The organism is Streptomyces sp. NPDC025833, from assembly GCF_055558055.1.
The window spans coordinates 123,802-142,659 of the sequence record NZ_JBVHNF010000013.1 but is presented as its reverse complement, the minus strand read 5'-3'; the positions used below and the strand labels follow the sequence as shown (position 1 = coordinate 142,659).

Below are 18,858 nucleotides of genomic sequence, written 5' to 3'. Positions count from 1 at the left end.
CGCACCACGTGCCAGCCGGTTCACTCGTGCGGCCCTTCCCGTCGTGCCGGGTTGGTGGCCGAGGCTCACCAGCCGAGTCCTGCCCGGGCCAGTCGGTCCATTGCTTCACTCAGCACTGTTCCCGGCTGTCCCAGGTAGAGCCGGACATAGACCTCGTCCGGTTCCTCCTGCGAGTGCGGAGCGTCGAAGGAGCGTGTCATGTCGCCCGCGCCCGGCAGAACGCCGGCGGTCAGGCAGAGGCGTCGGTAGTACGCTTCCGAGCCGTCCCGCACGAACCGTGCAGGTACCCGGAAACGGAGGTAGGCACTGCAAGATCCGGGATGGACGGCGTGCTCGGGGAAGCCTAGGACGTCTCGCAGCCGGCGCGCGACGTCCAGACGAGTACGGGCGTACGTGTGTCTCAGACCGTGCGCGAAGTCGTCCGCCTCGCCCGTTCGCAGCCAGGCGGCCATGGCTGCCTGCAGGGGCAGAGCGCTGCCGTAGGAGCGCTGGTACATGATCCGGGCCAGACCCGCCAGGATGGCCGGCCTTGCGGTCAGGGCTCCGATGCCCCATCCGTTGCAGTGGAACTGTTTCCCCAGAGTTCTCGTGGCCAGCCAGGGGAGGGGAGTGCCGTGCGTGGCCTCCAAGACGATGCGCAGGGTGTTGGTGGGGGGTTCGCCGGGCGCGTGCAATGCGTAGTAGGCGTCGTCGAGCAGGAGGGCGGCGCGGTGTGCCACAGCCGTTTCCACGATGGCTCCGACCGTGTCGGCCGCCCACTCGATGCCGGTGGGGTTGTGTTGTGGATTGAGGACGAGCAGGGCGCCGGGCCCGGCGTGCTTCAGCAGGGCTCCGATCTCCGCGACCTCGGGTTGCCAGGCGTGGCCGCGTCGAAGGCCGTAGGGCAGAAGTCGGTAGCCGAGTGGGGCCAGAACGCCCGCGTAGTCCCAGCCTGGCGAGGGGACGATCGCCGTCGGTGATGTGCCTCGTGGACCGGTGCGGTCGAGGAGGAGGCGTCCGAAGTCGGACATGGCGGCTCGTGTGCCGCTCTGGCTGACGGAGACGTCGTAAGGTGTGGTTTGCGGCTGTGGCAGGTGATGGGTACGGACTATGTAACGTCGCAGTTCTTCTCGCAGGGCGGGAAGCCCGTAGGGAGACAGGGTGTAGCCGTGCGCGTACGCGGGCAGGGCCCCGGCCAGTGCGGTGACCAGTCCCGGGGCGACCGCCTGCCACGTCTCGCCCAGACTCAGGTAGATCAGGTCGCGTATGTCTTTGCCTTCCGCTTCGTACCACCGAATGAGGTGTGCGTCCTCGTGGTCGTTGGGGAGTGCGCCGCTGTCCAGGACGTACCGTGTGGGTTCCATGCCGCTACTCCGCCGCTCGTCGCCGGTGGGTGTAGGTACGCGTCAGCGCGGCGAGTTCGGCCGGTGCCAGTTCGATACCGAACTCGCGGAGGACGCCGGGGAGTGTGCCGGCGGTGACCCGCTCGGTGGCACGTCCCGATGGCGTGACACGTCTGAGGACGTCCCCACGCAGTTGCAGCCACCTGTCGGCGGTCAGCGATTGCAGGAACGGTGCCTTGCGCAGCATGGACCGGGGGTGTGTGCCGAGGAAGTGGTGGGCGACCGTGAAGTCCATGGGCTGCTGGGGCTCGTGAGTGAATTCATACAGCCGTGTCCACGGGCCGGAGTCCCGGACGTCGACGCTCCACCGGAAGCGGTCGTGGGCGACGACGCGGAAGCGTCGGCCGTGCTGTGTCGACTCCGCTCCGTCCCGGGCGGGTAATGGGTCAAGGTATCCGTCGGATCCGAAGCCGACGTCGCAGAGCCACTCCTCGTGCCCGATACGCGTTTTGAGCAGCATGTGCGTTCGGGGGCGAGGACCTGTGCCGCCCAGGAGCACACGCGCCGCCAGACGCTCGACGGGAAAACCGTACCGCTCGAGCACCAGGCCGAAGAGCAGGTTGTGCTCGTGGCAGCACCCTCCCCGGGGGCGTCGGCACAGTTTGTCCACTATGGCCTCCGGTTCCAGGCTCACCGGTGTACCGAGGACCAGGTCGATGTTGTCGAAGGGTATGGCGGCCAGGTGAACGCGGTGCAACGCGTGCAGGTCGGGGAGTGCGGGGCCGGTCTGCCCGGGCTTCTCGGCGATGGCGGGTCCGGGCAGACCCACGCGGGTGAGGTAGGCGCCGAGGTCGAGACGTTCGGCGCCCCAGGCGGAGGTGTAGGCGGGGTCGGGGCGGACGGTCTGTGTCACGGGGTCTCCGGGTACGGGCGGCAGTGGGCGGTGGTGAGATGGCGCTCGCACAGCCGGCCGAGGGCGAGCAGGGAGTGGTCCTGGTGCCGCGGGGCGTCCAGGAGCAGTCCGACGGGAAGGCCGGCGGCGGTGTATCCGGCGGGTACCGTCAGCGAGGGCCACCCCCAGACCGCGGCGGGAGCGGTGTTGCGGATATAGGTGGCGAAGGTCGGCACATCGCGGTCGCCGCAGGCCATCCACTGGCCGGTGCCGAGCGGCGGAGCCGGCATGGTCGTGGTGGGGGCCAGGAACGCCGCTGCCCCACTGTGCCGTAGCGCTTCCAGTGCTGTACGGGCCGTCCTGGCTGCCATGAGGTGCGCGGCGCTACAGCGGTCGGAGTCGATGACCGGACCGTTGAGGAGAGGTGTGAGCAGGGAACGGACATCAGGCGAGGCGAGGTTCCCCAGTACCGTGTCGGTAGTCAGGGGGGATGCGTGGCCTCGCAGGTACCTGTCCAGGGCGGCTCGTGTCTCGGCCAGTGGCACGGCGGTTGCCGTCTCCAGAAGGTCGGCCGGATCGAACAGGGGCTCGGTCAGCTCCCGCAGCTGCCATCCCGCAGAGCGCAGGGTGTCGAGCGCCGCTTCCATCACACGGGCCACCTCCGGATCGAGGCCGGTCCATGCGGTGGCGCGTGGCAAGGCGACGATCGGGGGCTTCGACGAGGGCGGTGTCAGGCGGGGTGACCCACCACCGAGCACCGCGTCGAGCACGCATACGTCGTCGACGGTGCGGGCCATGACACCGACAGTGTCCCGGGTGGGTGATATCCGCACCGTTCCCCGGCCCGGGTAACGGCCTGTACTGGGGCGGAAACCGACGACACCGCAGTGAGCCGCCGGAATGCGGGCCGACCCCCCGGTGTCCGTCCCCAGGCCGGCCGGGACGATGCCGGCCGCCACGACTGCGGCGGTACCGGAGCTACTCCCCCCGGCCAGCCTGCTGTGGTCGGCGGGGTTGCGGGCGGTGAGGCTGCCGACGTGGGCACCGGTCACTCCGTAGGCCAGTTCGTGCATGGTCGTCTTCCCCATCAGTACGGCGCCGGCGCTGGCGCAGAGCCGCCAGACGGCCGAGTGCCGCCGGGGTACGTGCTGGCGGAGAGCGGGGGTGCAGGCTGTGGTGGGAAGACCTGCCACGTCGATGTTGTCCTTGACCGCGAGTGGAATTCCGCTGAGCACGCCGGAGTGCCGCGATGGGCTGAGCTGGGAATCGTCGGCACTGTGCACGAAGCCATGCAGGCCGGCCAGGAGGGCACGACGGTCGGCCAATTCCGCGAAGTACTCCGCCGCGGACATGTCGTGCTCAGTGAGGGCTTCACGAGCCTGTGCCAGTGTCCACTGGTGCGGCGACATCACTGAGGGCTTCCGCCGGTCGGCGCCGTCTGCTGCGGGGTGACCGGTCGAGGTGTGTCCGCGAGCAGTTCCGGATGGTATTCGGCCAGGTACGGGCGCAGCAGCCGCAGAGTGTCGGCGAACGCCGCGACGAAGGAGTCCACGGACGCGTCGGAAGTGACGATGTGCTGGCACATCAGCCCGTGCCGTGCCGTCAGGAAACCCTCGTTGAGCAGGTTCAGGTGGACGAGCCCTCGCAGCCGGTCCCTGCCCCTGCGGGCCGCCGCGGTGTCAGCGGCGTCCTGGGGCGCCGTGGCGGCGAAGTGGAAGTAGCTGATGCCGCCCTCTCCGACGGCACTGCCGACGACGTCGCTGTCCCGGGCTGCGGCGTCGAGACCGCGGCGCAGTCTGGCGCCGAGTTGGTCCAGGTAGGCGACCTCGGCTTCTTGGAAGGTCTCCAGCGCGGCGATGCCGGCGGCCAGGGACAGACTGTTCCCGCCGAACGCGCTCGCATGGTAGACAGGTTGCGGCCGAGCAGGGTCGAAAATGGACATGATGTCCGCGTTGCCCCCGAACACTCCGATGGGCAAGCCTCCTCCCACGATCTTGCTGAACGTGCTGAGATCCGGCTGAACGTCGTGCCGGACCTGCCAGCCACCCAGCCTGAACGTGGCGCACTCGTCGAAGATCAGTACGACTCCGTCGCCCGCAGTGAGCCTTCGAACCTCCTCGAGGTACCCGGGGCGGGCCGGAATCCCGCCGCCCACTCCCAGAACCGGCTCCACGATCATCGCAGCCACCTGGCCGCGCAGCCGGGACAGTACACTCGCGACGGCTTGAGCATCGTTGAAGGGGACGGTGACCACCGACTCCAGCACTGTCTTCGGCACTCCAGGTGCCAAGTCCGCGGGCGGGAGCCCGGACAAGATCTGGCGGTGTGTCCGCCCTCCGGCGAGGAAGGCACTGACGTGGCCCCAGTCGTGGGTGCCGTGGTATCCACCGTCGATCTTGACGATGATGTCCCGTCCGGTGTAGGCGCGGGCGGTTCGCAGGGCCCACATGGTGGCTTCCGTACCGGAGTTGCAGTAGCGCAGCCGCCCGAGCGCCGGCACACGCGCCCGTAGCAGCTCGGCGTGCTGGAACTGGAGAGTACTGGGTCCTCCCAGTGCGGTTCCCCGGCTGATCTGGTGGCTGACCGCCCGGGTGAGCGCCGGATGGTCGTGACCGTGCGTGAGGGCACCGTAGTTGGCGACCATGTCGTGGTACCAGCGGCCGTCGAGGTCCTGGACCCGTGCACGCTCGCCCCGGCTGAAGTACAGGGGGTATGGCGCGTAGGTGGTCATGGTGCGTGTGTCGCCTCCCGGCAAGGAGGCGGCCGCCGCACGGAAGGCTCGTGCCGAGGCGGGGCTCAGCGTGTGGTAGCGCTCGGTGATGCGTTCGGCCACATGTCGACCTGATGTCATGCTGTTGCCCTTCAGTGCTTGATGCGCCGGTTTCCTGCTCGTGCGTCACCAAGCAGGAATGCCCGAGGCGAGAGCGGAACGCGCTTCCCACAGCTCGGGGAAGAAGCGGTGATCGGCCGACTTCCGAAGCCAGTCGACACCGGTGGTTCCCCCCGTGCCGGCTTTGTTGCCGATGGTGCGCTCCACCAGAAGCAGATGGAGCGAGCGCCACTGGCTGAACTCATGGGCAACATCCATAAGCGTCTCGCCGAGCCGGAACAGCTCACTCGTCGGGCCGTCTTTCTGGTAGACGTACGCCCACGCCGCGCGTATGGCCTCGGCAGACCGGCTGCCGTCATCGGCGTCGAGGAGACCGCGGCGGTGCAACAGCCCCAACGCCTCGTCGTACACGCTGCTGCGATGCAGCGTTCGATAGACGGAGTCCGATACGCCAGGCGATTTCGCATGGCGGCGCGCCATGGATTCAGACTTCCGACCGAGCGAGAATTCCAGCATCCGGTACATGTAGGAATCAATCCCGGAGGCTGATCCCAACTGCTCCCGAAAAGCATTGAATTCGCCCGGCGAGATTTTGGCGAGTACGTCCCAGGCTCGTGTGAGCATCCTGAGCGCGGCAGCTGCCCTGCGGAGATTCCACGACGCCTCGTCAGGACGGTCGGCGACAAGGAAGAGACGTGCTGCCGAAACCTCTTCGTAGACCAGCTTGAAGAGCAGCTCCTTCACTTGGCCCACCAGGTAGAAAGTCATTTCGGCTGGGTGGGAGGTGTGGGGCTTCTGCAGAGAGAGCAGTACGTCGATGCTCTGGTACTCGACGTACTCCGTCCGGCGACCGCTACTCTTTTTGGCTGCGTCGTACAGTTCGACGAAATACTGCGGGAGGTGTGTGGCGGATCGGTCTCCGGTGTAGTGGTCGCCGAAGCGGCGATCGTACTCGGCGAAGAACAGGGGATCCGCATGGAGGAAAAGGATGTCGTGCAACGCCATGCGTCGGATGGCGAAAAGGGGTTCAGGAGCCCGCGACACCGGGAACGAGAGGTTCCATGCCGAAGGTTCAGGACAGTGAGGGTGGAACTGCCCGATCATGAGGCCACGCTGCACCGCTTCCCTCTTCACCCGGCGCTGCGCCTCGTCGAGCAGGGGCCAGTGGTGCTCCGGCATCCTGAGCAGAGCGGTCACCAGCGCGGATATCGTTTCCTTTCCCGCTGGCCAGGAGTGCTCGGTATAGGCGTCCATCTGGTGGCGCATGATGTCCGCGATGCCGGACCAGCCCTTCCCGGCATCGTACTCGACCCTTTCCAGGGAGAGACTGCCTGCCCGAAGAGCGGGGGCGATGAAAGGACATACGCTCCCCTGCCTCCCCAGCTCTCCATGGGGTTGCGCCAGGAAATTCCTGAACCACGCCTCGACCTTGTCGGGGCTTCCGGTGTTCTTGCGTTTCTCGGCCATTACCGGTCTTTCTTTCGTGACTGGAGGGCCGACTACCCGGCGAGCGGGAGGGAACGCGTCCATTTCAGGCCGATAGGCACTGATGTGAGAACATGCTCGAGTGCCTGACGTTGCGGCAGACACAATACTGCTTCACCTCCTGGCCCACAGGAAAGTCCTGTGCGTCATTACGGGGAAGCGCTATGGCCAGAAGAGTTGCCTGGACGACGTCAACCTTGCTGTTGGCCGACCGGGTCGTCAGTGTCGCGACATTTTCCCGCTTTCTGTAGTACAAATTCAGGCTCGCCCGGGACAGGCAGTGCAGCCGACGCCGCTGGTGACCCTGCGTGCGATCCGGTTTCATTTCTCCGAATCGGCTGGAATGTGGCGGCCTGGTGGTTACTCAGGATGACCCAAGTGCCTGCAGGGAATCCTGAGCGTTGGCTGACAGGTTCGCCGTGTGTGATCCGGCCATGCTCCGCTCGACCCCTTTCGTGGCTGCTTCCAGCAATGAGGCGGGAGGCGACGTCGATCTGTGCTGTTCACAGAGGTGCGGACGATGTCGGCTCTCTCTATGTGGAGGCCGCTGCGAACCGAGTCCGCACAGGGGGCCGTGGCATCGGCTTGCTTTACGTGTCCACGGCGAGTACTCCAGTGGACAAGAGAGTCGAGCATCTCTCTGACCGCCCTGATCGCGGACCTCCGCCCGCCGCAGGTGCCGTCCGCACGGTGTGACGTGCGGCACCGCCGGTCACGACTTTCCTGAAGATGACGTCCAAGGCCGCGGTCGACTGCATCCGCGCCTGTCGCGGGAACCCTCCAGAGGTGGCGGACGGCGTGCTTGAAGTCATCGACTACGGCGGGGCCCGCGACGAACCGGACGAGTGGAGCACGCGCAGTGCGGTGCGGATGGAGCCGGCCCTGCGGTCCTGGTGGCGGGCGGTCGCCACGGCCGGTGAGGACCACGGCGACGAACGAAGTCGACACGAGAGGCATGGGCATGGGGCGCGAGGTCAGTCGCATAGCGTTCACCGACCAGGATTTCGCAGAATTCCGCGTGCGCCTGGCACGCTGCCTCTCCCTGCTGGGGAAGGTGGTGACACAGTCCGGGTTCGGTCAGGTGCCGGGCATGTTGGGTGCCGAGCTGGAGATGTCGCTCGTTGGGCCGAACGGCCGGCCGGCGCCGGTGAACGCAGTCGTCCGCGACGGGCTGGACGACCATCACCTCACTCTGGAAGTGGCCCGCTACAACCTGGAGGCGAATCTGGAGCCGGTCCATCTGCGGGGACGCCCCTTCACCGAACTGGCCGCCCAGGCGTCCCGGACACTGGCGCGCATCACCGCTTGGTCCTCGCCGCGCCACGGTGTTCGGGCTGTGCCCATCGGGACACTGCCCACGCTGACACCGGCGGACCTGACGACGCGGGCGCTGACCGACCTGCCGCGCTACCACGCACTGGAAAGCGCTTGGGCCCTGCGGCGCTCCACACCGTTCCCCCTGCGCGTGGGGGAGGGAGAGCAAGGACTCCTTCGAGCCGAGTCCGTGGCGGTGCAAGGGGCGGCTTGTTCCTGGCAGGTACACCTGACCGTGCCTCCGGACCTCTTCCGTCCCACGTACAACGCCGCCCAACTCGCTACCGGGCCGGCCCTGGCCGCTGCGGGCAACGCGCCCTTTCCGCTCGGTCGACGCGGATGGGAAGAGGCCCGGATCGCGGTGTACGAGCAGGGCTTCGGCGAGCACGCCGCGGTCGGTCGGGAATCAACACGCCCGCGAGTCGGTTTCGGGCAGGAGTGGTTGCGCGGCGGTGCTCTCACCGCGTTCGAGGAAGCCGTGCACCAATATGATGTTCTGCTTCCGGCGGCTTCCTCCGTCGAGGACGACGACGTCCTGCTGGACGGTTGGCCGTCGCTGGAGGAACTGCGCCTGCATCTGAGTACCGTGTGGCCGTGGAACCGGCCGGTGTACGACCCGCTCGGGCACCTGCGCATCGAGTTCAGGGCGCTCCCCTCCGGCCCGACCCCTCTGGACATGGCAGCGAACACGGCCTTCCTGGTCGGACTCACCCTGTTCCTGAGGGCCGGGGGGCGTGATGTGGCGAGGGAACTGCCCTTCTCCTGTGCCCGGGCGAACTTCTACCGGGCCGCGCGTGACGGTCTGCGGGCAAATCTGTGGTGGCCCTCTGCGACGTCCGGACCACGGCAGCATGACGCCGCCACCCTGGTGGAGGAACTGCTCCCGCAGGCCCGGGCGGGACTGGTCACGGCCGGAGTGACCACCGAAGAGGCGGACACCATGCTGGACCTGCTGGGCCGCCGGGCCGCATCGGGACGTACCGGATCATGGTGGCAGCAGCAGACGATGGAGATGCTGCGCCGGCACGGGGAGGCAGCGTCAGACCCGACCGGCACGCTGCCGACAGGGGACATCACCTCACTCGAAAGGGAGGGCGGAACCGGAGGTCGGTCCCTCCGCCGGTCCGAGCCGGCCGTTGACACGGGCATACGTGTCAACGACACCCACCGAACCGACCCCGCATGGGGGCAGTTGACAACGCGCTATGCGGAACTCGCCGACAGGGCGGATCCCGTGCACACCTGGAACCTCCCCACCCTTCCACGACGGAGCAAGCGATGAGTCCCAGCGCACCCCCAGCGTCTCGACGAGGCGGACAGCGCCGTCGTGGAGCCGGGCTGTCTGCGCTTTCCCGAATCCGTACGGCTGCTCCGTCAGCACGGACCGGGGTTCGACGTACGGTGTCGTCACGGCGGTGGAGTTCCGGCGAAACCGCCACGGACCGTCCTCTGGGGGCCGGCAGTCCTCCGGCGTTCGAGGAAATGGGCCAGTCTGGTGACCGCTTCGGTGAGGACGTCGGGCGGGGGAAGGGTGACCATGCGCAGGTGGCCGCGCGGGACTGGCCCGAGGGCGGATCCGGGTACGACGAACAGTCCCTCCTCGTGCAGCAGATCTGCGGCCATGCTCTCGTCGTCGCTCAGGCGGTACCGGCTGGTGGCGATGCGCGGGAAGACGTAGAACGCGCCGCGCGGTCTGACGGTCCGTACGCCGGGGATGCCGGCGAGTAGGCGGCACAGGTGCTCTCGCCGAAGGTTCAGTTCACCTTCCGAGGAGGTCAGCGCCGTCGTGTCGTCGATGCGCAGCGCGGCTGCCACAGCGCGCTGGGCGGGAACGTTCGGGCACAGCCGTAGCGACGCGAGGGTGTCGAGGGCGGTGACGTAGCCGCGCCCGGCGCCACGGCACCCGGTCAGGGCCATCCATCCCATGCGGTAGCCGGGAATGCGGCTGCGCTTGGACAACCCTCCGAACGTCAGGCACGGCACGTCCGGAGCGCACGTGGCGAGCGGTGTGTGCCGGGTGCCGTCGTAGAGATAGTCGGCGTATATCTCGTCGGACAGGAGGACCAGTCCGTGCCGGCGGGCGACGTCGGCGATGCCGTCGAGGACCGCGCGCGGCCATACGGCACCCGTGGGATTGTTGGGATTGATCACCACGATGGCTCTCGTCCGGTCGGTCACCCGGCGGGCGATGTCTCCCGGGTCCGGGTACCAGTCAGAGGCCTCGTCGCACGCGTAGTGCACAGGGCGGCCGCCCGCCATCACGATGGAGGCGGTCCACATGGGGTAGTCCGGCGCCGGGATGAGGACCTGGTCATGGGGGTCCAGGAGCGCGTGCAGGGACAGGGGTGCGAGTTCCGAGACCCCGTTGCCGAGGTAGACGTCGCACGAACGTACCGTGTGGAGCCCTTTGGCGCGGTAGTGCCGGGCCACGGCGTCACGGGCTTCCGGGAGCCCGGCGGCGGTGCTGTACCCGCAGGAGTCGTCGAGGTGGTCGCGTACCGCCTGCACTACCGCACGAGCGGGCGGCAGACCGTAGGCGGCCGGGTCTCCGAGGTTCAGGGCGAGTATGTCCTCCCCCGCGGCTCGCCTGCGTTCGGCCTGTGCCGCCAGCGGGCCGCGCAGACTGTACGAGACATCCGACAACTTGCGTGACGTGCGGATTCGGGGGCGCGACGTCATGCGACGTCCCCAGGAACGGATGCGGCCGGATCGGACGCGGAGGGCGGTGCAAGGAACCCGGTGCGCCTGAACTCGCGCAGGTAGGTGTCGAGCAGCCCTGCGTCGACGGGCGGGCAGTCGAGTCCGCTGTCGGCGAGTGCGGCGTCGGTGTTGTGGCGGCTGAAGGCGGGGAAGACCCCGTCGGTGTACATCTGCTTGACCGAGACCCCGCTCTCCCGAGCCGGTTCTACGAACATGGCGACGTACGGGGCCATGGGGTGGTCGGGCAGCCGGGCCGTGAGCTCGGCGAGCATCCGCGTCCAGGCGTCGTAGGGCACGGTCCGCACCGGGTAGCCCATGGCGGTCAGGCGTTCCACGAGCAGGGGCAGGCGGGCCGCGCGAGGATTGGTGAGGTGGTAGACGCGTCCGTCGGATTCCTGGTGGGTGATGATGTGCGTGATCGCGTCCGCGGTGTAGTCCACCGGCACGAAGTCCAGCGGCAGGGCCATGTCCGGGGCGAGGCCGGTCTCGGCGATGGTGCGGAAGAGGGCGCACATCATGGTGTCGGTGTTCCACACACCCCGATCCACGGTGCCGGTCACCTCGTAGGGGCGATGGACGGCCACGGGCAGACCGCGTCGTCCGGCCTCGACGACGAGGTTCTCCGCGACCCATTTCGTCTCGGGGTAGCCCAGGGATATGCGGTCGGCGTGGTCGAGCGGGGTGTTCTCGTCGACGTGTCCGACACCGGCGGTGCCGAACCCGGCGATCACCGCGATGGTGGAGATGTGGTGGAGCGGTTTGGTGGTGTGTTCGCCCGCCAGTTCCAGCACGGTCCGGGTGCCACCGACGTTGATCGGCGCCAGTGCGCGGTAGGGGTAGGCGAAGTTGACCCGTGCGCCGCAGTGCACGATCAGGTCGATCTCGCGGGCCAGATGGTCCCAGTCGTGTCCTGGCAGACCGAAGCGCGGCTCGGCCAGCTCCCCCGGTACCGGTACGACCCGGTCCAGCAGCGGTTCGGGGTCGACGCCGTAGCGCCGCATCCTGGCCGCCAGCCGGGCGAGGGCCTGTGAGGGGTCGTCAGCGCGGATGAGGCAGTGAACTCGCTCGACACCCTCCCGCAGCAGCCGGTCGACGAGGTAGACCCCCAGGAACCCGGTCGCGCCGGTCAGCAGCACCTGGCGCGGGACTCCGGCAGCGGCTGCCGAGGGGGCGGTGTAGCGCAGTTCCGGATCGAGTCGGCTCTCGGCCTCGAAGTCGGTGTCCGGGCCGGCCGTGTCCTCGTCGCCGTCGAGCAGGCGCCGCACCGTCGCGGCGAAGTCCCCCAGGGACGGGTCCGCCACCAAGCTGCGGATCATCGCACGCCCGAACCCCGCCGGCACCTCGAGCCGCTCGCGCACCGCGGCGGTGACCTGTGTGGCGCGCAGCGACGTACCGCCGAGGGTGGAGAAACGGGCGTCGCGTCCGACCACGTCCGCGTGGAGGACGTCACGCCACACGCCCGCGAGGATCTCCTCCACCTCTCCGCTGGGCGCATCGCCGCCGGCCGCCGGGGCGGCGGGCGCGGCGATGGCGGACAGCGACCTGCGGTCGACCTTGCCGCTGGAGGTGAGGGGAAGCGCGTCCACCAGCGCGATGCGCGTCGGTGCCATGTAGCTGGGCAGCCGGTCGCGTACATGCTCGTGCAGGCGAGCCGTGAGGTCTTTCCGCTCATGTCCACTCTGGGCCACGACTGCGGCCACCAGCCGCTGTCCCGCCCCCTCGCCGACGACATCGACCGCCGTCTGACGGACGTACGGATGTGCCGACAGCACCGACTCGACCTCGTCCAGCTCGACGCGGTACCCGCGGATCTTGACCTGCCGGTCGCGCCGTCCGAGGAATTCGAGCGCTCCGTCCTCGCGCCACCGTGCCATGTCGCCGGTGCGGTAGAGCCGTCCCCGTACCCCGTCGGGGCTCCACCGGTCCTCGACGAAATGTTCCGCCGTCCTGTGCGGATCACCGAGGTACCCCAGTGCCACCCCGTCCCCGCCGACCCACAGCTCGCCCGTCTCACCGGGGTCGGCGACCGTGCCGTCCTCGCGCACCACGTAGGCGGTCGAGCCCGCGACCGGCACCCCGATGGGCACGTTCTCGGCCCTCGGGGACAGCTCGTCCACCCGGCACACGGTGGACAAGGAGGAGTTCTCGGTGGGCCCGTAGCCGTTGAGGAACACGTCCGGCCTGCCCTCCGCCAGTACGGCGCGCACCGCGCGGGGGCTCAGTGCGTCACCGCCCGCGACGAGAAGACGCAGCCCTGCGAAGAGGTGCGGTGCGAGGTGGGCGTGCTGGTGGAAGAGCCCCGCGCTCAGCCACATCACGCTGACCTGCCGGCCGCGCACCACGTTCTCCAGCGCCTTCGAGTCCAGCAGGTCCGAGTCCTGCGCGAGAACGAGGCAGGCGCCGTTCAGCAGGGTGGCGAAGATCTCGAAGCAGGAGACGTCGAATGTCAGGTCGGTGGTGGCGAGGACGCGGTCGCCGGGCCGGATGCGCAGCTCCCCCGGACCACGGGCCAGCCTGGTCTGGCCGCGGTGGGGGCACACCACGCCCTTGGGAGCGCCGGTCGATCCCGAGGTGTAGATGACGTAGGCCGCCTCGTCGGCGGCACGCTCATCCCACCACCGAGGATCGGCGTCCTCGGGAACGCCGAACAGGCTGTCGGTGGAGACGGCGGTCGTGGCATCCGGCACCGCCACGGACTCGTCCACATCGTGCACCGCCACTCGGACTCCGGCATCCCGCATGATCCGGGTCAGCCGGTCGGCGGGCTGGTCCGGGCCGAGCGGCAGGTACACCCCGCCCGCGTGCAGGACCGCGAGGATGGCGGCCACCGCCGCCGGGGAGCGCCGCATCGCCACTCCCACCACGTCCCCGGCACCGATCCCGTGTGCCCGCAGCGCCGTGGCGCCGCGCCGGACCCGTGCTGCCAGCTCCTGGTAAGTCCATGCTCCGTCCGCCCATTCGACGGCCGTCGCTTCGGGCCGGGCGTCAACCTGTTCCGTGAAGAGGAGAGGAATGGTGGCCGCCCGGGGATGACTCGTGGACACCTGATTCCAGGCACGGGCGTGCCGGGGCAGGGGGGTGGGAGTGGTCTTGTCTGGTGTTGCCACGCCGACTCCTTGGATTCGGTGGGTCGTTGATTCGTTCTTGCCGGGCGTCACCCTCCGGCTGGAGGCTGACGCGGTGGAGTGAAGGATGTGCGTGTCGGTCCGTCGGGGGCCTCACGCGGCGGTACCCGGAGCCGGATTGCCGGGCCGCGCGGCGCACGGGGGGGGTGGCCGCTTGGACGGTGGACCGGTGGGCGGCCGGCGCGTCGGCGCGAGCCGGCCCGCCGGTTTCGCGCCGCTCCGCCGGAAGGCAGTACACGGCACCGGGGGTCCGGCGAGCCGTACGGCGTCGATATGCCGGCGGACGTCACGCTCCGCCGTCCGGGCGGGGCCGCTGGGTGTCGCGCGATGGGACGCCGGTACCGAATGCTTACGCGGGGACCCGTTCGGCGATGATGCTGTGGACCGACGCTTCCCGCCGGAGCAGGGCGACGGCCAGATCTGCGGCCAGACCGCGGATCGCTTCCAGGGGTGGGCTCGCCTTCTCGGGGAAGTGGACGTCGATGTTGCTCTTGAGTTCCAGCACCCAGCGGGCGGCGTCCTCCGCGCAGGGCAGCACTCGGTCGTCCCTGATCCGGAAACCGCTGTCCCGCATGACGTCGATGACGTAGCGCAGCGACTTGCGGTGTCCCAGCGCCAGGGGGTCCGCGTCCGCGGGCGCATGCGGCCCTCGGGCCAGGAACTCCTCGCTGTACAGGGTCTCGGAGACGACGAGCAGCGACCCCGGGCGCATGCGCCGGGACAGTGCCTCGGTCGCGGTCTCGTACACGTGAGGGGGCAGGTGCGTGATGACTCCCCGGGCGACCGCGAGGTCGTAGGGCTCTTCCGGGTCGGGCAGTTCGGTGATGTCGGCGGCGTCGCACAGATACAGGCGGACGCGGTCCGGCCGGTGCACGTCGCGAACGAGGTCCGCGCAGTGGGCGAGTTGCTCGGCGCTGATGTTCACGCCGTCCAGGCGCGGGCAGTCGGGGAAGACCTGCGCCAGGTGCCTCAGCGTGGCTCCCCACCCGCACCCGAGGTCGAGGATGCGCCGCGGGTAGGCGTGTCCGGGCCGCTCCCCCGTGGCGAGGGCGAGTTGCCGTTCCAGGTGCCTGAGTCCCGCCTCGTCGAGGGACACGGGGCGAGGCGCGTCCGGATGGCCGAAGACGCCCCACTGGAAATGCAGTTGCTCGCCGATGACCTTCTGCCAGTCGCCCGGGGAGTCCCCGTAGGCCCGGACCACGTGGTCTCGGAACGGATCGCTCCGGTGGCTCGGCAGTACCTGGTACGCCGGCTCGTCGGTGCCGTTCAACACGGCCTCCTTTCGATGGGTCCCGCGGTGCCGGTGTGGTCGCCCGGCACCGCCGGTTCACTGGATCAGGCAGGGTCGGCCGTCGTGGCCTTCCAGACGCCCAGCAGCGCGTCCGCGATGCGGTGGGCGTGGAACAGCGCCTCCTGGGGGTCGTCGCCGCGGTCGAGGCCGTCCTGGGCGACGGTCAGGGCGAGTTCCTCCAGAGCGTCGTCCCCGAGGTCGTCGTAGTAGTCGAGGAACTCCCGCGGCACCGGGGCGCCCGTCGCGCGCAGGCGTCGCGCGACGGCGGTGGCACCGGAGTAGTAGACCTGCATGTCGGTGTGGGCGGCCAGGGCTGCCGCGCTCTGGCTCCCGGATGTGGCGATCCAGGACATGGCGCCGTGGAAGGAGTAGGCGCCGCCGTCCGCCGTCCGGGCCGCCAGCTCGGTCTCGGACATCCCCAGGGCCCGGGCCACCTCGCGCAGCTTGGGCGTGGCCTCGTGGACGATGCGTGCCAGAGTGACCCAGAGTTCGGCGGAGGGCCGGTGCGGGAACCGGGCCAGCAGGTTGCCGTACGCGACGAGTTCCACCCGGTGCGCCTGGTACTCGACCGCGACCAGACGGCGCAGGGGTCCGAGGGCGCCGGGGCCCGCGACGGGCGCCAGGATGAGCGGACTGCCGGGGGTTTCACCGGTGAGACGCCGGCGGACGTCATCCGCCAGGGCTTTGGCATCGGTGTGGTTTCGGGCGGTCATGGGATTCCCTTCGGTGGTGGTCGACGACGGACGACCGTCGTCGGTGCGGTTGGCGAACGGTTCAGACGACGGGGACGCCGGTGGTTCGCGGCTGCGGCAGGTACCCGCTGTCCCGGAGACGTCCGAGGTAGAGGTCGATCAGCCGGGCGTCCACCGGCGGGCAGGCCAGCCCTGCGTCCGCCGACACACGCGCGGTGTTGTCCCGGTCGAGCCGGGGGAACGCGGTCGTGAAGTACGGCTGCGCGGAGGCGCCTTCCGTGCCGGACGCGGGTTCGACGAGCAGTGGGAGGTACGGCGCCATCGGGTGTCGGGGATCCGTGTCGACTGCCCGGGCGACCTCGGCCACCCATTCCCGGTATCCGACAGTGCGCACCCGGTAGGACATCGCACGCATGCGCTCCACGAGCAGGGACAGACGTGCCGGATCGGGATTGGTGATGTGGTAGACGCGGCCGTCGGGCCGCTCGTGGGTGATCACCCGGGTGATCACGTCGGCCGCGTGGTCCACGGGGACGAAGTCGAGCGGCAACGGCACGTCGGGGGCTTCGCCGCCCTGCGCGATGGTGCGGAACAGCGCGCACATCAGGGTGTCGGTGTTCCACACGCCCCGGTCGCTGGTGCCCGTGACCTCGCACAGGCGGTGGATCGACGCGGGAAGCCCCTGACGCGCGGCTTGCGCCACCAGTTTCTCCGCGACCCACTTGGTTTCCGCGTAGCCGCCTGGCAGCCGGTCGGGATGGGCGAGCAGTGTGCTCTCCGACGCGTGAAGGACGCCCGCGGGGCCGAGGCCGGCGAGGACATCGACGGTCGAGATGTGGTGCACGGGCTTGAGCCGGTGCGCGGCGGCCAGTTCGATGACCGCGCGCGTACCGCCGACGTTGTCCGGAGCCAGCGCACCATAGGGGTAGGCGAAGTTGACCCGCGCGCCGCAGTGCACGACGAGGTCGCAGTCCCGCGCCAGCCGCTCCCATGCGGTGCCGCCGAGTCCGAACCGTAGGAAGGACAGATCGCCCGGGATCACCGTGACTCGTCCGCCCACGTTCCGCGGCTCCAGGCCGTAGCGTCGCATCCGGGCGGCCATGCGCGCGACGCCGTCCGCCTCGTCCCGTGTGCGAACGAGGCAGTAGAGGTGCTCCGCGCCCGCCCGCAGGAGCCGGTCGACGAGGTGGACACCGAGGAAACCGGTGCCACCGGTGACGAAAATCCTTCCGACGCCTCCGACTTCGCGCGCGGGCTCGGCGAACGGCATCGCCCGGTGCGGTCGCGCCTCAGCGTCGAAGTCCGGCTTGCCGCGTGACACCCGCGCCGTCCCCTGCTCGGCGAGACACCGCACCCGCCCCGCGAAAGCCCCGAGGGTCGGATGGTTCAGCAGCTCGTGGACGAGGGCACTGCCGCTGTCCGGGGCGATACCGAAGTGACGGCGGATGGCCGCGACGACGTGTGTCGCCGTCAACGAGGTGCCGCCCAGCGCGAAGAAGTCGTCCTCCCGTCGCAGGCTGTCCGTGCCCAGGGCCTCGCACCAGATCCGCTCGACGGCCCTCTCGTCCCCGCGTGCCGGCGCTTCGCCCTCGTGACCACCGGCCGCCGGACGAGTGAGCCGGGACAGGAGACGGGCGTGATCCGCTTTGCCGCTCGTCGTCAGCGGCAGATCCGGGACGCAGGCGAGCCTGCCGGGCACCATGTGGGCCGGCAGGCGGTCCCGGACGTGATCGTGCAGGCGCGCGGCCAGGACGGTGGCGTCGACGCCCGGGGCACCGACCACGACCGCGCCCAAGTGCTGCCCCGGACCTTCGCCCAGCACGTCCACGGCGGCCTCCCGGACGTCGGGGTGGGTGCACAGCACGGCCTCGACCTCGTCCAGCTCGATCCGGAAGCCTCGCAGTTTCACCTGCCTGTCCGTGCGCCCCAGGAACTCCAGCACGCCGTCGTCCCGGCGGCGCACGATGTCGCCCGTCCGGTAGAGGCGACCGCGCGGATCGTCACCGAAACGGTCGGGAACGAAGCGCTCCGAGGTCCGTTCCGGGTCGTTCAGGTAGCCGATCGCCACGCCGTCCCCGCCCACCCACAGTTCCCCCTCCTCCCCGGCCCCGGCCGGGCTGCCGTCGCACCGGACCACGTGGACGGTGGTGGCGGGCACCGGCCTGCCGATGGGGACGAGTTCCGCCTGGTCGGAGAGGTCGCGCACGGTGTACGAGGTGCTGATGACGCCGTTCTCCGTCGGCCCGTAGCCGTTGACCAGGGCGCCCGGCGCGCCGTGGGCCAGTACGCCGCGGACGGCGCCGGGGCTGACCGAGTCGCCGCCCACCATCAGACATCGCAGTCCGGAGAACATGCGGGGCGCGGATCCGGCGTGGACGTGGAACAGTCCGGCAGCCAGCCACAGGGTGGTGATGCCCTGGTCGCGCAGGCACTGCGCCAGCGCCTCCGTGTCGAGCAGGATGCCGGGGTCCGGGAGCACCAGGCACGCCCCGTTGAGCAGGGTGCAGAAGATCTCGTAGCAGGAGACGTCGAACGCCGGGCTGGCCGTGGCGAGCAGGCGGTCGCCGGGTCCGGGAACCGCCGGGTGGGTGGCGGTCACGAAGCGGACGAGCCCCCGGTGGTGGCACAGCACGCCCTTGGGCACACCGGTCGAACCGGAGGTGTAGATGAGGTACGCGGCGTCCGTCGCCACCCGATCCGCGGTGCGGCACGGTTCCCGCCGTGCTTCCCGCACCCCTTCCAGCTCGCGAGTGGTGACGCGGACGAGCGGGAGGGACGGCAGGGCAGTGGGACCGGGCACGGTCACCAGGCACCTGGCGGACGCGTCCCGGATCATCGCGGCGAGCCGGCTGGAAGGGGTTGCCGGGTCGAGAGGGAGGTGGACGGCGCCTGCCTCCAGAACGGCGAGCGTGGTCACCACCGACTGCGGGGAGCGGTCGAGGAGCACGGCGACGACATCGCCGTCGCCGACGCCGCGGGCCCGTAACCGTTCGGCGGCGTGGAGCACCCTGTCGTGGAGTTCCCGGAACGTCCAGCGGCCGCCGCTCCACACCAGCGCCTCGCTGTCCGGGGACTGCCGTGCCTGCCGGGTGAACAGGTCCGGGAGCAGCGCGTCGCGGGGGTAGTCGGCACGGGTCTCGTCATACGCGCGGGCGTACCCGGGGGCGCGGCCGTTCGGGGTGGGCGCCGTCGACGGCATGAACGGAT

11 protein-coding genes are annotated in these 18,858 nt (G+C 69.7%); 1 reads left to right on the top strand and 10 read right to left on the bottom strand.

Going from position 1 to position 18,858, the window contains the following annotated elements:
• Window positions 1–65 precede the first annotated feature (65 nt).
• From ACZ4K2_RS24105 to ACZ4K2_RS24085, 5 genes are read right to left on the bottom strand one after another with little or no spacing between them, the layout of a single operon-like run.
• A complete protein-coding gene (locus ACZ4K2_RS24105; protein ID WP_467475753.1) occupies window positions 66–1,343 on the bottom strand; it encodes an aminotransferase class I/II-fold pyridoxal phosphate-dependent enzyme in 1,278 nt (425 codons plus the stop codon).
• A 4-nt stretch (window positions 1,344–1,347) separates the two neighbouring features.
• Window positions 1,348–2,235 carry an arylamine N-acetyltransferase family protein gene (locus ACZ4K2_RS24100; protein WP_467475754.1) on the bottom strand — a complete coding sequence of 296 codons (888 nt, stop codon included), beginning with the start codon at window positions 2,233–2,235 and terminating at the stop codon, window positions 1,348–1,350.
• Window positions 2,232–3,566 carry an amidase family protein gene (locus tag ACZ4K2_RS24095; RefSeq protein ID WP_467475755.1) on the bottom strand — a complete coding sequence of 445 codons (1,335 nt, stop codon included), beginning with the start codon at window positions 3,564–3,566 and terminating at the stop codon, window positions 2,232–2,234. Before ACZ4K2_RS24095 ends, ACZ4K2_RS24100 begins: the two co-directional genes overlap by 4 nt.
• Before the next feature lie 56 nt (window positions 3,567–3,622).
• Entirely contained in the window at window positions 3,623–5,065 is a 1,443-nt protein-coding gene (locus ACZ4K2_RS24090) for an aspartate aminotransferase family protein (RefSeq protein ID WP_467475756.1), read from the bottom strand.
• 45 nt (window positions 5,066–5,110) lie between these two features.
• Entirely contained in the window at window positions 5,111–6,511 is a 1,401-nt protein-coding gene (locus ACZ4K2_RS24085; RefSeq protein ID WP_467475757.1) for a tryptophan 2,3-dioxygenase, read from the bottom strand.
• A 979-nt stretch (window positions 6,512–7,490) separates the two neighbouring features.
• Between ACZ4K2_RS24085 and ACZ4K2_RS24080 the strand changes: the two genes are divergently transcribed.
• Window positions 7,491–9,125 carry a glutamate-cysteine ligase family protein gene (locus ACZ4K2_RS24080; RefSeq protein WP_467769967.1) on the top strand — a complete coding sequence of 545 codons (1,635 nt, stop codon included), beginning with the start codon at window positions 7,491–7,493 and terminating at the stop codon, window positions 9,123–9,125.
• A 125-nt stretch (window positions 9,126–9,250) separates the two neighbouring features.
• Here the strand turns inward: ACZ4K2_RS24080 and ACZ4K2_RS24075 are convergent, their stop codons facing one another.
• The 5 genes from ACZ4K2_RS24075 to ACZ4K2_RS24055 all read right to left on the bottom strand — a co-directional run bounded on the left by ACZ4K2_RS24075 (window position 9,251) and on the right by ACZ4K2_RS24055 (window position 18,850).
• Complete coding sequence (locus tag ACZ4K2_RS24075; RefSeq protein WP_467475759.1) at window positions 9,251–10,486, bottom strand: aminotransferase class I/II-fold pyridoxal phosphate-dependent enzyme; 1,236 nt, start codon at window positions 10,484–10,486, stop codon at window positions 9,251–9,253.
• 32 nt (window positions 10,487–10,518) lie between these two features.
• Window positions 10,519–13,650 carry an amino acid adenylation domain-containing protein gene (locus tag ACZ4K2_RS24070; protein ID WP_467475760.1) on the bottom strand — a complete coding sequence of 1,044 codons (3,132 nt, stop codon included), beginning with the start codon at window positions 13,648–13,650 and terminating at the stop codon, window positions 10,519–10,521.
• A 367-nt stretch (window positions 13,651–14,017) separates the two neighbouring features.
• Window positions 14,018–14,938, bottom strand: coding sequence for an SAM-dependent methyltransferase (locus ACZ4K2_RS24065; RefSeq protein ID WP_467475761.1), 921 nt, complete (start codon window positions 14,936–14,938; stop codon window positions 14,018–14,020).
• A gap of 65 nt (window positions 14,939–15,003) precedes the next feature.
• Complete coding sequence (locus tag ACZ4K2_RS24060; protein WP_467475762.1) at window positions 15,004–15,672, bottom strand: hypothetical protein; 669 nt, start codon at window positions 15,670–15,672, stop codon at window positions 15,004–15,006.
• A gap of 61 nt (window positions 15,673–15,733) precedes the next feature.
• The gene (locus tag ACZ4K2_RS24055; RefSeq protein WP_467475763.1) at window positions 15,734–18,850 is read right to left on the bottom strand and encodes an amino acid adenylation domain-containing protein; all 3,117 of its coding nucleotides are present in this window, start codon (window positions 18,848–18,850) and stop codon (window positions 15,734–15,736) included.
• Window positions 18,851–18,858 lie beyond the last annotated feature (8 nt).